A 14,389-nucleotide genomic window follows, 5' to 3' on the forward strand; every position below is an offset into this window, starting at 1 on the left:
CGGGCGGGTCAACAGCGCGTTCAGGCTGCAGGGATGTCGAAACGCTTGAGATAGGCCATTGCGGATTTCTCATAAAGACGCCGCGCCGCCAGGTTGTTTTCCATGACGTGAAGGTCGACAGATGCTTCGTTGCGCGTACGCAGATGGACGAACAGGTGATTGAGCAGGGCGTGGCCGATCCCGCTGTGTCGCACACCAGGGTGCACGACCAAGTCCCTGATGAATGCGCTGGTCCAGCACACGATCACACCGACTACCGTTGCATCACGCATGGCCAGAAAGCACAGCGACGGGTCGCATTCCGGATCGTGTTCGAAGGCGGCCAGCCAGTCCGGATAATCCGGAACGCAGCCTGCCGCGCTGCCGTAACCCAGGGTCAGCAGGCGATGAACCTCTGGGGCTCGCTCAATGGTGAAGGGGCGTGGCTGGATGCCATGCGGCCAGGCTGCGAATGATACTGGCACTGCGAGATCCCGACGCATCAGCCAGTAATGAGCGGCGGATGCGTCGGTCAGGTTCGGACGTTGTGTCGCTGTGCGCTCAGGGATCAGAGCCCTTGGGCGACCACCGTACGTGCGGCCTCGATCAGGCATTTGGTCAACTCGGGTGACGAGAACTTGGTCAACACGGCATTGGCCCCGGCGACCTGGGACTTCTCGCTGTTCATCGCGCTGTCGAGCGAGGTGTGCAGCAGAATGTACAGGTCACTGAAGTCCGGCGTATCCCGGAGTGTGCGGGTGAGGGCGTAGCCGTCCATTTCCGACATCTCGATATCGGAAACCACCACGTTGATCTGCCGCGCAGTGCCCTGCAGGTCGAGCAGAACATCGATAGCTTCTTTGGCACTGCGCGCCGTGTGGCATTCGATGCCGAGATTACGCAAGGTAATGATCGACTGCTGCAGGGCAACCTGGCTGTCATCGACGACCAGAATCCGCGCCTTGCTCAACAGTTCCGCATCCTCTTTGGCCAGCTCCGTCGATTGCACGACGATCTGCGCAGGGGCGATGCCGTGGATCACCTTTTCGATGTCCAGCACCTGCACCAGCACGCCGTCGACCTGAGTGACCCCGGTGATGAACGACTTGCTGCTCGACCCGTAGGGCGGCGGACGGATATCGGTGGTCAGGCAATGCACAATCTTGCTGACGGCCTGAACGTGCAGGCCCTGCTTCGAGCGACTGACATCCGTGACGATCAGGCAGCCACCGTCGGGATCGGCCAGCGGACGCTCGCCGATCGCACGACTCAGATCGATAACCGACAGTGACGAGCCACGTAACGTCGCGATGCCTTTGACGTGCGGGTGCGATTCGGGAAGATGGGTCAGGGGAGGGCAGGGGATAATCTCGCTGACCTTGAGCAGGTTGATCGCCATCAGCTTGCCGCTGCGCAACGTGAAGAGGAGCAGCGAAAGTGAATCTGCTCGGACGTTCTTGGACATATGAACCTTCTGGCTGTAGGTGTTTCGTCGCCTGGTAGCGGCAAACAACTTTCTATGACACGTTATCGACCTGAGACGGGCTGGCTTGAGGATTTTTAACCGACAGCCGAGCACGCCGTTCGCTTGCCATTGGAAGTCGTTGCACTACACCGCGGCGGGCCCGACAAACTGACTGCCCACGCCCCGATAGTGGCCGTCTGGCTTCGGTTGCGTCAAACCGGAGGAGGGCGGCAGATTGTCGCTCTCTGCATTCCGACAACCTGCATCGCGGGTTCGCACGCAGTAGTGCTTTGCCAAAAAGGCACCCTGCGACAAAATACCGCAGCTATATATAGAAGAAGAGCTGCGACAAACTGACGCACCCTTCTATATATAGAAGGGCATTGCTTCCGGCTCCCGCAAAAACGTCCTGTCGGTCGTGGATCTGCTGACGCGCAGACCATCCGGCTGGCAAATGCGTCCGTATGGCTGGCCAATGCTTGAGTTGCCGGATCAGACAGATGATCATCGCGCACGCCTCGGCTCAGCCAGGCCGTCCACCCCCGTTCAGGTTGCTGACGCACGCTGCATGGCGTTGACCAACCCTTTCATCAGTTCAGTAAGGTATGTGAATGAGCGACAACACGTTGTACCTGAGACGCGAAAAGCGCTTTCTGGTTTTGCTGGGGATTATCTGCCTGGCCCTGATCGGCGGCGCCCTGTACATGCAGATCGTCCTGGGCGAAGCGCCTTGCCCGTTGTGCATCCTGCAGCGTTACGCGCTGTTGTTCATCGCCATTTTTGCGTTCATCGGCGCGGCCATGCCCGGGCGTCGCAGCGTCACGGCGTTTGAAACCCTGGTTACCCTCAGCGCCCTTGGCGGCATTGCCGCGGCCGGCCGGCATGTCTGGATCCTCGCCCATCCGTCCGACAGCTGCGGTATCGACGTGCTGCAGCCGATTGTCGATGGCCTGCCATTGGCTACACTGTTCCCTACAGGGTTTCAGGTCAGCGGTTTCTGCACGACGCCATATCCGCCGGTTCTCGGATTGTCACTCGCGCAATGGGCGCTGACGGCGTTTGTCCTGACCGCAGTTCTGGTACCGGCGTGCATCATTCGCAATCGCCGCAAACCTTACTAACTACAGGGGCTTTCGCAAAAAAAGCCCCGTGAATACGGGGCTTTTTTCGAGTGAAATGAGGCGTTTGCAAGACGATTGTTACGCATATAGAGAATAACTGTTACAAAATTAGGCATAGTCATTAAAAATTTACGTATCTACAATCCCCGTCACTTGTCGTTCAGCTTGGCCGAACGATCAGCATTTTGAGGCTTGGAGCGTCCCCTGTGCACTCTGAACAGGCAGCGCAACGCTTGCCTCTGAGGGCGTATAATGGCCGCGTCGAAAGCGTCTGCCCGAAGTTTTGGGCAGTTCCAGCAACTCAAAAAACAAGAATCCATAGCTAAACCCGGACTTGTCGATACGCCGCTGTGCGTACTGGCGGCCCTTGTTCAATTCAAAAAAATTAGCCGGCACTGGCAGGGCGAAGTGTTGGCGGTCGAAACCCAACTGCACCGCGCAAGCTGCTTTTAGAGGTCGTGAAATGAGTAAAAAAAGGTACCCCAGGTTTTTTGGCTTCTTGGCCCTTTTCTGTATGCTTTTGCTCAGTGGATGCGATGGCGTACCTCTGCTCGATCCAAAAGGGCAGGTGGGTATCGAGCAGCGGAACCTGATCGTAATCGCAACGTTGCTGATGCTGATTGTCGTGATCCCGGTCATCCTGATGACCCTGATCTTCGCCTGGAAGTATCGCGCGTCGAACAAGGCCGCCAAGTACACGCCGGACTGGTCTCACTCCACCAAGATCGAAATCGCAGTCTGGGGCGTACCCATGCTGTTGCTGGTCTTCCTGGGGTACATCACTTACGTTTCGACTCACTCGCTGGACCCTTACCGTCCGCTTGATTCGGACGTCAAGCCGGTCACCATCCAGGCGATCTCGGTTGACTGGAAATGGGTATTCGTCTATCCGGACTACGGCATCGCCACGGTCAACAAGATCGTGTTCCCTGCCAAGACTCCGATCAACTTCCAGGTGACCTCCGACAGTGTGATGAACTCGTTCTTCATCCCGGGTCTGGGTGGTCAGATCTACGCGATGGCGGGCATGCACACCAAGCTGCATCTAATTGCCAACGAGAATCACGAATTCAACGGTATTTCGGCCAACTACAGTGGCGCAGGCTTTACCGGCATGAAGTTCAAGGCCATCGCTACCAGCCAGGCTGATTTCGACAGCTGGGTCAGCGAAGTCAAGAGCTCGCCTAAAAAGCTTGGCACGGCCGAATACGCCGAGTTGATCAAGCCGAGCGAACGCAACCCTGTCGAACTCTTTTCCTCGGTCACCCCGAACCTGTTCCAGATCGTCATCGACAAGTATGAAGGTATGAATCCAGGCAAGAAGGTTGTTGCTGGTGAGAAGGAAGTGGCCGGTGACGCTGGTGCGGAAAAAGGCAAAAATTCAGCTGCTGGGGCAGAGGAGTAAACGATGTTTGGCAAATTAAGTCTGGAAGCGGTGCCGTTCCACGAGCCCATAGTCATGGTGACACTTGCCATGATCGCGCTCGGCGGCATTGCGGTTGTCGGGTTGATCACCTATTTCCGCAAGTGGACGTACTTGTGGTCTGAATGGCTGACCTCTGTCGACCACAAGAAAATCGGCGTGATGTACATCGTCGTTGCCATGGTCATGCTGCTGCGCGGTTTTGCCGACGCCATCATGATGCGTACCCAACTGGCGATGGCCCAGAACGGTTCCGAAGGGTTCCTTCCGCCTGAACACTATGACCAGATCTTCACCGCTCACGGTGTGATCATGATCATCTTCATGGCGATGCCGTTCTTCACGGGTCTGATGAACATCGTTCTGCCTCTGCAGATCGGCGCTCGCGACGTGGCGTTCCCGTTCCTGAACTCCCTGAGCTTCTGGCTGCTGGTCGCAGGTATGCTGCTGATCAACATCTCCCTGGGTGTCGGTGAGTTCGCCAAGACCGGCTGGGTCGCGTATCCGCCTCTCTCCGGGTTGCAATACAGTCCTGGCGTAGGGGTTGACTACTACATCTGGGCGCTACAGTTATCCGGGTTAGGTACGACGCTGACGGGGGTCAACTTCCTCGTGACCGTTCTGAAGATGCGTACCCCTGGCATGAAACTGATGGACATGCCGATCTTCACCTGGACCTGCACCTGGGCAAACATCCTGATCGTGGCTTCGTTCCCGATCCTGACCGCTACCCTGGCGTTCCTGACCCTTGACCGCTACCTGGACTTCCACATTTTCACGAACGAAATGGGCGGTAACCCCATGATGTACGTGAACCTGTTCTGGGCGTGGGGTCACCCTGAGGTGTACATCCTGATCCTGCCGGCCTTCGGCGTGTTCTCGGAAGTCATCTCGACGTTCTCCGGCAAGCGTCTGTTCGGCCACAAGTCGATGATCTTCGCCTCCGGTGCGATCTGTATCCTGGGCTTCATGGTCTGGCTGCACCACTTCTTCACCATGGGTGCGGGTGCCAACGTCAACGCCTTCTTCGGTCTGGCGACGATGCTGATCGCGATCCCGACGGGTGTGAAGCTGTTCAACTGGCTGTTCACGATGTATCAGGGGCGTCTGCGCTTCACTCCGCCGGTACTCTGGACCCTGGGTTTCATGGTCACCTTCTCGATCGGCGGCATGACCGGCGTTCTGCTGGCGATCCCGGGTGCTGACTTCGTGCTGCACAACAGCCTGTTCGTGATCGCTCACTTCCACAACGTTATCATCGGCGGTGCGGTATTCGGTTACATCGCCGGCTTCGCGTTCTGGTTCCCTAAAGCGTTCGGTTTCACCCTGAACGAGAAGTGGGGCAAGGCTGCGTTCTGGTTCTGGATCGTCGGCTTCTTCGTCGCATTCATGCCGCTGTACGCGCTGGGCTTCCTGGGCATGACCCGTCGTCTGAACGCTACCGACATGCCAGAGTGGAACATCTACCTGGACGTCGCGCTGTTCGGTGCCGTGCTGATCGCGATGGGTATCGCTTCGCAGCTGATCCAGCTGTTCGTGAGTATCCGTGACCGCGACAACAACCGCGATCTGACCGGTGACCCATGGAATGGCCATACCCTGGAATGGTCCACGTCTTCGCCTCCACCGTTCTACAACTTTGCCGAGCTGCCAAAAGCTGACGACATTGACGCGTTCACCGACGCAAAACGTGCCGGCACCGCTTACAAGGTTCCTGCCCGCTACTCGGCGATCCACATGCCTAACAACACGCCGACCGGCCTGTACATGGGTATGTTGCTGACGGTCTTCGGCTTTGCATTCATCTGGCACATCTGGTGGCTGGTAGGCGCAAGCCTGGTTGCGACCATTGCAGTCTTCGTTGCTCACGCTGTCCGTGACGACCAGGGCTACATGGTGCCTGCTGAAGATGTAGCGCGTATTGAAGGTGAGCATCACAAGGTCCTGGCGGCCAACGGTGCATACACTCCTGTCAAGTCCTCGCTGGAACAGGTTTAAACAATGTCAAATATTGCAATCAACTCCGGAGCCCACGATCACGGTCACGACCATGATCATGGGCATGACGATCACCACGACAGCGGTGGCATGACGGTCTACGGCTTCTGGCTGTACCTGATGACCGACTGCGTGTTGTTCGCCTCGTTCTTCGCGGTATACGCCGTGATGGTCAACAGTGTCGCGGGCGGCCCATCGGGCCAGGACATCTTCCTGCTGCCATTCGTGGCTGTGGAAACCGCGTTCCTGTTGGTCAGTAGTATCACTTACGGCTTCGCCATGCTGGCACTGTACAAGGGCAATAAAAGCCAGGTACTGGGCTGGCTGGCACTGACCTTCCTGTGCGGTGCTGCCTTCATCGGCATGGAAATCTATGAGTTCCATCACCTGATCGAAGAGGGCTACGGTCCGAGCCGCAGTGGCTTCCTGTCAGCGTTCTTCGCCTTGGTAGGCCTGCATGGTGCTCACGTGACCAGCGGTCTGATCTGGATGGCGATCATGATGTTCCAGGTCCAGAAAAGGGGCCTGACCAACACCAACAAGACGCGCCTGAGCTGCCTGAGCCTGTTCTGGCACTTCCTGGACGTTGTCTGGATCGGCGTGTTCACCGTTGTCTATCTGATGGGAGCTTTGTAATGTCAAATTCGCATCACTCCGCTGAAGACAATAGTCACGGCTCAGTGAAGTCATACGTCATCGGTTTCGTACTGTCGATCATCCTGACCGCCATTCCGTTTGCCCTGGTGATGTCACCTTCACTGCCGAAGGACATGACGATCGCAATCGTTCTGGTCTTCGCGATCATCCAGATCCTGGTGCACCTGCATTACTTCCTGCATCTGGACTTCACGAGCGTGCAGCGTAACAACGTGATGGCCTTCGCCTTTACCACGATGGTTATCGTCCTGCTGGTCGGCTTGTCGCTGTGGATCATTTTCAGCGTCCACCGCGAAATGATGGCGCATTGAGGAATACCAGATGTCACTGAAGCACTTTATCCAAATCACCAAGCCGGGGATCATTTTCGGTAACGTGCTTTCGGTGGCAGGTGGCTTTTTTCTGGCTTCCAAGGGAAATATCGATTTCGGCGTGTTCCTCGCTGCTGTCATCGGTACTTCCCTGGTCGTTGCGTCCGGTTGTGTGTTCAATAACTGCATCGATCGCGATATCGATCAGCGAATGGAAAGAACCCGTAACCGGGTTCTGGTGCAGGGCCTGGTTTCACTGAAACTGGCGCTGCTCTACGCAACCTTGCTCGGTATTGCAGGCGTTGGCCTGCTGTACACCGAGGCCAATCCGTTGGCCGCACTGTTTGCAGTGATCGGGTTCGTGATTTACGTCGGCCTTTACAGCCTGTACCTGAAACGCAGATCCGTTCACGGCACGCTGGTGGGCAGTCTCTCGGGGGCCATGCCGCCGGTGATTGGCTACTGCGCAGTGAGCAACAGCTTCGACTTTGCGGCCCTGACGCTACTGGTGATGTTCAGCCTGTGGCAGATGCCGCATTCGTATGCGATCGCCATCTTCCGCTTCAATGATTACCGTGCTGCGAAGATCCCGGTTCTGCCGGTCAAGCGCGGCATTCTGGTTACCAAGCGCCACATCATGCTCTACATCCTGGCGTTCCTCGTAGCGACCCTGATGCTGACCGTCGGTGGCTATGCGGGTCTCAATTACCTGGCTGTCGCAGCGGGTATGGGCATGTACTGGTTGTACATGGCCTGGAAGGGCTACAAGGCCGTTGACGATACTGTCTGGGCTCGCAAGTTGTTCGTGTTTTCGATCTTCACCATTACTGCGTTGAGCGTGATGATGTCGGTCGACTTTCAGGTGACAAAAGAATTGCTGGTGACTTACGCCTTCTGATTCCTCCTGATACGCGTTATGAAAACCCCGTTCTGCGAAGAACGGGGTTTTTTTTCGAGTGTCGAACTACACTGGATGAAACACAGGGCGTGTCGGCAGTATTGAAGTGCCTGTAAAAGCCTGTTTGCAGGGCGTTTTTGACCTTTCATGGAAAATCAGGAGCGCTTGCCGCATGATGTGCCGTTTTCAAGCGACCTGTTACAGATATCCGGTTTCCGAGCCCGCCAGGGCTGATCATGATTATGGCTGCTACCCATGATGTCTTCAGAAAGTCAGAACCCCACGTCCAGCCCCTTGGTTTCCATCGTTGCCCCTTGCTACAACGCCGAGCGATTTCTTGAGGCTGCGATTCAGAGCATCTTTGCTCAGGACTACGAAAATTTCGAGGTCATCGTTGTTGATGATGGCTCGACCGACAACAGCATTGCGATGCTCGAGTCCCTGCAGCAACGCTATCCTTTCCAGCTTTACCGTCAGGCCAATCAGGGTGTCAGTGCTGCCCTTAACCACGGTCTGCGGTATGCCAAAGGCGTTTACCTCTCCACGCCGGACCTGGATGACATCATGCTTCCCTCATCGGTGCGGATCCGTGCCGAGTATCTGGACAATCACCCCGCAGTAGGCTGTGTCGGCGCATTGATCAGCTACATGGATGGTGACGGCAATGAAATCAAACGTCAGTCGCGCGATTACATCGAGAGGCTGACGTTCGATGACATATTGCGCGGCGCAGTGGTCGTCGGCGCGCCGGTCGCTCTGTACCGCATGAAGGCCATCAAGGATGCGAACGGCTATGACCCGCAGATAAAGGTTCAGGATTTTCAGGCGACATTGAAAATAGCCCATCTGGGCTATGAAATTCATGTGCTCCCCGAGATCGTTACGCGCTACCGACGTCACTCGAACAACCTTTCACGCAAGTACAAGGTGTTGCTAGAGGCTGACTTGAAAAGCATCGAGCCTTATCGGGACCATCGCGAATACCAGAGCGGTCGCACTCAGGCCATCAACAAGGCCTTGAAATATGCCGCGATCGCGGACAAGCGATATGCCTGGAGTCTGCTGTTGTCCATTCCGTGGAGGCAGATCAACAGAACGACCTTGCGGCGCTGCAAGCGTTTGTTGTTGAGCTATCGGTAGGCGCTGCCTGCTGGTCAAAACATATGTGATTGAAGATATGAAAATCATCGAGCTGTTAAAAAATAGAAAAATACGCAAGCAGTTGCGCAAGATGGACAAGCTGGACAGGCACGCCGAAAAAATCAGATTGAAATACCCGCGTGCGGTAGTCGGCGTGGGGACTTACGGCATCCCGGAGATTGTCGACTTCGGAGACGACGCTGTGCTCAGGGTAGGTGCTTACACCTCTATTGCCGAAGGCGTGAAAATTCTACTGGGCGGTGAGCATCGCACGGACTGGATTACGACATACCCGTTCCCGGCGATGGTTGGGCAAGTCGCGGATATTCAGGATTACGCGCCGAGCAAGGGCGATGTGGTGATCGGCAGCGACTGCTGGATTTGCGCTAACGCAACGATTGTGTCGGGTGTCACCATCGGCGATGGAGCCATTGTCGCGGCAGGTGCGATGGTCGTTCGGGACGTGGCGCCCTATTCGGTGGTGGGAGGCAACCCCTGCAAATTTATCCGTTGGCGATTCGATGAGGACATTCGCCGGTTGCTGCTGCAGACGGCCTGGTGGAACTGGCCTGTCGAAGAGGTCAAGTTCGTTGCGCGAACGTTGTGCAGTTCGGATATGGACACGTTTATCGACTATATCCGCCAGCGCCAGGTATCGCCTCCGCTCCCGGTCGGGTGACCGCCGGGCTCATGAGGCTTCTGTCTGCAAGCCTGCTTCAGAAATGCCATGTCGGTTTGCATTTATTTCGAGCCTCATGGCCCGAATGATCTGGCAGAATAAGGCATTGGCCTGACTCGACCAGGCAGTCGCTAAAATGATAGAGGGCGTTATGAGTCAAGAAAGCATCAACTGGGACACTCTGGGTTTTGATTACATCAAGACTGACAAGCGCTACCTTTCTCATTGGCGCGACGGTGCCTGGGATCAGGGCTCACTGACCGAGGACAACACGCTGCATATCAGCGAAGGGTCGACCGCGCTGCATTATGGTCAGCAGTGCTTCGAAGGCCTCAAGGCCTACCGCTGCAAGGATGGCTCGATCAATCTGTTCCGTCCCGATCAGAATGCCCAGCGCATGCAGCGCAGCTGCTCCCGTCTGTTGATGCCCCACGTCCCGACCGATGTATTCATCGACGCCTGCAAACAGGTGGTCAAGGCCAACGAACGCTTCATCCCGCCTTACGGTTCCGGCGGCGCGTTGTACCTGCGCCCGTTCGTCATCGGTGTGGGTGACAACATCGGCGTGCGTACGGCGCCTGAGTTCATCTTCTCGATCTTCTGCATTCCGGTGGGCGCCTATTTCAAGGGCGGCCTGAAGCCGAACAATTTCGTCATCTCCGGCTACGACCGTGCTGCGCCCAACGGCACAGGTGCGGCCAAGGTCGGCGGTAACTACGCTGCCAGCCTGATGCCCGGTTCCGAAGCCAAGAAGCACAGCTTTGCAGATTGCATCTATCTCGATCCACAGACCCACTCCAAGATCGAGGAAGTAGGTTCAGCCAACTTCTTCGCCATCACCAAGGACGATGTGTTCCTGACGCCCAAGTCGCCATCAGTATTGCCGGGTATCACCCGACTTTCGTTGATCGAACTGGCGAAATCCCGTTTGGGCCTGACGGTCGAAGAGGGCGATGTGTTCATCGACCAGATCGGCGAGTTCAAGGAAGCAGGCGCATGCGGTACGGCTGCGGTCATTACTCCGATCGGCGGGATTTCCTACAAGGACAACCTGCACGTGTTCTACAGCCAGACCGAAGTCGGCCCTGTCACTCAGCGTCTGTACAAGGAGCTGACCGGCGTTCAGTCCGGTGACATCGAGGCGCCAGCCGGCTGGATCGTCAAGGTCTGATGAGCTGACCCGGATCGTTCCAGCGTCGAACGCTGGAACGACTACCGACCACACGTTCAGGCTTCAGGTGTTTTTCCTTGCTCAACCGGTTCTTTAGCCGGCCCCAGCACAATCGCCAAATGTCGCAAGTCGTCGACCTCCAGGCCATAGCTTTTGCCCGAAGGGCTCTGAGTGACCGTTCCCAGCGCATACACCGTGAAAAACTTCACGTCATCCGCGTGGCTCAGCAGCTCACTGATGTAACGGCTGGAGCGATAGGCCTGCATCTGCGCGGGCGACACATAGAGCGTCACCAGTTTGCCGTCAAGACGGTCGAAGAACCTGAGCTTGAAGCCCAGCCCGTACCGCTGCTCGATCAGGCCGCCGCCGAACAGCACCCGGCCGTTATCGCCTGATTGCGCGTATTTGATATGGCGAAAATATGAGCGCAGCGACACTTCGCCCTGGCCCGGAATCTTCAGCTTCAACAGCTTGAAGTCTTCCAGTGACAGCTCGGCCTTGGCCTGCCGATAGCTGTCCACCAGCCGCTCCAGATTGTTGGTGCGCGTTTCGCTGTAGCGAGCAATCGGTGCCTTGGCAGGTTCTGTGACTGGAAGCGTTGCAGCAGGGCGCTGAGCGCCAGCATCGGGCTTTTCCGGGCCGGACGTTTCCTTGGTCGGCACCTTGATGACCGGGTCGAAGATATCGATGTAATCGTCCAGCTTGCGTTTGGCCTTGCGCAGGCGTGTCTGTACATCGGTTTCTTCGACCGGCTCGTTCGGTTCTTCCTCTGCTTCTGCGCGCTCATCCACCCATTCGCAGCCCGGGTGATGGTCGTAATGCGGGTTGGCGCGAAAGTGCGCGGCGACGAAGGTCGGGTTGTCCTGTGGTTTCACGTCATAGCGAACCCCGGTGACCTTCGCGCCCATTGCCCTGCACGCCTCGGTTGAGCAGAGAAACTCGAAGCGTGCGCGTGGCGGTTCCTGAGAGAAGTATTCGCGTCGCGCCGCGGCGATCGACAGCTCCTGCTGCAGTTCCACACAGTACGCACGGGTGATGGGTTTGCTGGGCTTCATGCTCGTTTGGCTGCCTTCCAGTGAGAGTTGCCGTAACACGCTATTTCACCCGGACACGCCTTGCAACCATTGCACAGCAGGACGTCGAAGGCAGTGCCCGGCAAAACCACTTCACACTCACTCGGCGGGCACTGCCAGCCATTCTCCCAGCGCCTGCTGATACTCGCCGGTGGCCTTGCTCAGGTGCAGCCATTGGTCCACGTAGTTTTTCCAGGTCACATCATCGCGTGGCAACAGGTAAGCCTTTTCGCCGTATTGCATGTAGCGGGTCGGATTGACCGCGCACAGGCCGGGCATGCGTTTCTGCTGGTAGAGCGCTTCGGAAGCATCGGTGATCATCACGTCAGCTTTCTTGTCCATCAGCTCCTGGAAGATGGTCTTGTTGTCGTGAAATGCCAAGGACGCCTTTGGCAGATGAGCGCGAGCGAAGGCTTCATTGGTGCCACCGGCGGGTTCGATCAAACGCACAGAGGGCTGGTTGATCTGCTCGACCGTCTGATACAGCGCCTGATCGGCGCAGCGTACCAGCGGGATTTTGCCATCGACGTCCAGTGTGTTGCTGAAAAACGCTTTTTTCTGGCGTTCCAGACTCACCGAGATGCCGCCCATACCGATGTCGCATTTACCGGCCACCATGTCCGGCATCAGATTTTTCCAGGTCGTGGGCACCCACTGCACCTTCACCCCCAGGCTCTTGGCCAGTGAACGGGCCATGGTGATATCGATGCCTTCGTACTCACCGTCTTCGCGCAGCAGGGTGTAGGGCTTGTAGTCGCCAGTGGTGCAGACAGCCAACTGGCCAGCTTGCATCACCTTGTCCAGATGCGAGGTGTAGTCCTGAGCCTGAGCCATGCCTGTGATGCCCAGCAGCAGGGCGGTCAGTGCGCTGTATTTAAGATTCATCATGAGTCTGGATGCTCTCAGCGGTGCAGTCGGTTTTATTGGAGCCGACAGATTGCTTCATTTGTCAGGCCGCTGTGAAGCTGTAATCAAAACATGCCGTTGGCCGGGGGAGGGAAATCAGGGGTTGAACATTTCGTAAAAAAGCGTAATGTTGTGCCCCATGATTCTTGAGCAAATCAAAGCGGTCGGCAATGACACTCGCATGTTGATCATGGAGTGGCTGAAAAACCCGCAAGCCCATTTCCCTCCCCAGGACCACGGTGATCCGACGATAGGCGTGTGTGTGTCGCACATTCAGGCCAAGGCCAACCTGTCGGCTTCTACCGCGTCTGCGCATCTGGCCATCCTGCAACGTGCCGGGCTGGTTCAGGCAACGAGGATCGGCAAGTGGACTTATTTTCGCCGTGACGAGCAGGCCATAGACCGGTTTGCCGACAGGCTCAAGAAAGAACTCTAGGCTTTGAGCGTTATTTATACATTTCGTCATTTTGCGTAATGTTGAATTGATAGGAGATTGACCATGAGCAATAAAACCATCTACGTGCAGGCTGGCGGCGGCTACGATCAGGTCAGCGTGGGCGAAAGCGAAGTACTGGCACCGAAAGCCGGTGAGATCACTGTGCGTCTGCATGCCAACTCGCTCAACTATCACGACTTCGCGGTCGTTACCGGCATGTGGGCACCGACGGAAAAACGCATTCCCATGGCCGATGGCGCAGGTGTAGTCACTGCAGTGGGCGAGGGCGTCAGCGAGTTCGCGGTTGGCGACTCAGTGGTCAGCACGTTCTTCCCGGAATGGATCAGCGGCGAGCCGCTGGTCGAAGGTTTTGTCACGGTGCCGGGTGATGGCGTCGACGGTTATGCCCGCGAGCAGGTGACTGCCCGTGCCACCTCGTTCACCCTTGCGCCAAAGGGCTACAGCCATGCTGAAGCGTCCACGCTGACCACCGCCGGTCTGACCGCATGGCGTGCGCTGATGGTCGATGACGCGCTGAAAGCCGGCGATACCGTTCTGGTGCAGGGCACTGGTGGTGTATCGATTTTCGCGTTGCAGTTCGCCAAGATGGTCGGTGCGACCGTTATCGCCACGTCGTCGAGTGATGAAAAGCTGGAGCGTCTGCAAGCCATGGGCGCTGATCACCTGATCAACTACCGCAAGGACAGCAATTGGGGCGAGACGGCGCGCAAGCTGACCGGCGGCCGTGGCGTGGATCACATCATCGACGTGGGCGGGCCCTCGACACTGCAGCACTCCATGAACGCGGCCCGGGTCGCTGGCCATATCTCGGTCATCGGTATTCTGAGCGGTGTTGCCGGTCAACTGGAGTTCGTCCCGGCGCTGGTCAAACAGCTGCGCATGCAGGGCGTGCTGGTCGGCAGTCGCACCCAGCAACAGGACATGATCCGGGCCATCGATGCCAATGGCATGCGCCCAGTCATGGACCGTTCCTTCCCGATGACCGACATCGTCGAAGCGTTCCGTTACCAGGAAACCAATCAGCATTTCGGCAAGATCTGCCTGGATATCTGATCCGCAACACTGTGCTGTTAACTGAGCACAGTTGAACAGCGCTGGCCTGCCGACCCTG

16 protein-coding genes are annotated in these 14,389 nt (G+C 57.0%); 12 read left to right on the forward strand and 4 right to left on the reverse strand.

Annotation, left to right across the window (positions count from 1 at the left end; translation table 11 throughout):
- Positions 1-20: 20 nt before the first annotated feature.
- Positions 21-464, reverse strand: a complete 444-nt coding sequence (locus ACW55A_RS01515) for a GNAT family N-acetyltransferase (protein ID WP_498810382.1) — start codon at positions 462-464, stop codon at positions 21-23.
- Between the two features lie 83 nt (positions 465-547).
- Positions 548-1,444: a chemotaxis protein gene (locus ACW55A_RS01520; RefSeq protein WP_003365270.1), complete on the reverse strand. Its 897-nt coding sequence runs from the start codon at positions 1,442-1,444 to the stop codon at positions 548-550.
- Between the two features lie 611 nt (positions 1,445-2,055).
- Here ACW55A_RS01520 and ACW55A_RS01525 point away from each other — a divergent pair.
- The 10 genes from ACW55A_RS01525 to ACW55A_RS01570 all read left to right on the forward strand — a co-directional run bounded on the left by ACW55A_RS01525 (position 2,056) and on the right by ACW55A_RS01570 (position 10,842).
- Positions 2,056-2,565 (forward strand): disulfide bond formation protein B, encoded by a 510-nt coding sequence (locus tag ACW55A_RS01525; RefSeq protein WP_003365269.1) that lies wholly within the window; start codon positions 2,056-2,058, stop codon positions 2,563-2,565.
- Between the two features lie 252 nt (positions 2,566-2,817).
- Positions 2,818-3,018 (forward strand): hypothetical protein, encoded by a 201-nt coding sequence (locus ACW55A_RS01530; protein WP_003314077.1) that lies wholly within the window; start codon positions 2,818-2,820, stop codon positions 3,016-3,018.
- A gap of 61 nt (positions 3,019-3,079) precedes the next feature.
- Positions 3,080-3,970, forward strand: coding sequence for a ubiquinol oxidase subunit II (gene cyoA / locus ACW55A_RS01535; RefSeq protein ID WP_151342162.1), 891 nt, complete (start codon positions 3,080-3,082; stop codon positions 3,968-3,970).
- Positions 3,971-3,973: 3 nt separating this feature from the next.
- Positions 3,974-5,986, forward strand: coding sequence for a cytochrome o ubiquinol oxidase subunit I (cyoB, locus tag ACW55A_RS01540; RefSeq protein ID WP_003433558.1), 2,013 nt, complete (start codon positions 3,974-3,976; stop codon positions 5,984-5,986).
- 3 nt (positions 5,987-5,989) lie between these two features.
- On the forward strand, positions 5,990-6,622 hold the full coding sequence (locus ACW55A_RS01545; RefSeq protein WP_042930342.1) for a cytochrome o ubiquinol oxidase subunit III: 633 nt from the start codon (positions 5,990-5,992) through the stop codon (positions 6,620-6,622).
- The gene (cyoD, locus tag ACW55A_RS01550) at positions 6,622-6,954 is read left to right on the forward strand and encodes a cytochrome o ubiquinol oxidase subunit IV (RefSeq protein ID WP_003409003.1); all 333 of its coding nucleotides are present in this window, start codon (positions 6,622-6,624) and stop codon (positions 6,952-6,954) included. The genes ACW55A_RS01545 and cyoD overlap by 1 nt, the downstream gene beginning before the upstream one ends.
- Before the next feature lie 10 nt (positions 6,955-6,964).
- The gene (gene cyoE, locus ACW55A_RS01555) at positions 6,965-7,852 is read left to right on the forward strand and encodes a heme o synthase (RefSeq protein ID WP_003314082.1); all 888 of its coding nucleotides are present in this window, start codon (positions 6,965-6,967) and stop codon (positions 7,850-7,852) included.
- Between the two features lie 255 nt (positions 7,853-8,107).
- Positions 8,108-8,992: a glycosyltransferase family 2 protein gene (locus ACW55A_RS01560; RefSeq protein WP_003365256.1), complete on the forward strand. Its 885-nt coding sequence runs from the start codon at positions 8,108-8,110 to the stop codon at positions 8,990-8,992.
- Positions 8,993-9,029: 37 nt separating this feature from the next.
- Positions 9,030-9,671: a CatB-related O-acetyltransferase gene (locus tag ACW55A_RS01565; protein ID WP_003433549.1), complete on the forward strand. Its 642-nt coding sequence runs from the start codon at positions 9,030-9,032 to the stop codon at positions 9,669-9,671.
- Between the two features lie 151 nt (positions 9,672-9,822).
- Positions 9,823-10,842, forward strand: coding sequence for a branched-chain amino acid aminotransferase (locus tag ACW55A_RS01570; RefSeq protein WP_003433547.1), 1,020 nt, complete (start codon positions 9,823-9,825; stop codon positions 10,840-10,842).
- 56 nt (positions 10,843-10,898) lie between these two features.
- On the opposite strand, the gene ACW55A_RS01575 is transcribed toward ACW55A_RS01570, so the two are convergent.
- Positions 10,899-11,897 carry a hypothetical protein gene (locus ACW55A_RS01575; RefSeq protein ID WP_498810388.1) on the reverse strand — a complete coding sequence of 333 codons (999 nt, stop codon included), beginning with the start codon at positions 11,895-11,897 and terminating at the stop codon, positions 10,899-10,901.
- A gap of 117 nt (positions 11,898-12,014) precedes the next feature.
- Entirely contained in the window at positions 12,015-12,803 is a 789-nt protein-coding gene (locus tag ACW55A_RS01580; protein ID WP_455807858.1) for a transporter substrate-binding domain-containing protein, read from the reverse strand.
- A gap of 157 nt (positions 12,804-12,960) precedes the next feature.
- Here ACW55A_RS01580 and ACW55A_RS01585 point away from each other — a divergent pair, with 157 nt between their 5' ends.
- Together ACW55A_RS01585 and ACW55A_RS01590 are read left to right on the forward strand one after the other, a co-directional pair.
- Entirely contained in the window at positions 12,961-13,257 is a 297-nt protein-coding gene (locus tag ACW55A_RS01585; protein WP_498810390.1) for an ArsR/SmtB family transcription factor, read from the forward strand.
- 63 nt (positions 13,258-13,320) lie between these two features.
- A complete protein-coding gene (locus tag ACW55A_RS01590; protein ID WP_003314089.1) occupies positions 13,321-14,331 on the forward strand; it encodes a zinc-dependent alcohol dehydrogenase family protein in 1,011 nt (336 codons plus the stop codon).
- Positions 14,332-14,389 lie beyond the last annotated feature (58 nt).

It is taken from the genome of Plantibacter cousiniae (nom. nud.), assembly GCF_977070315.1.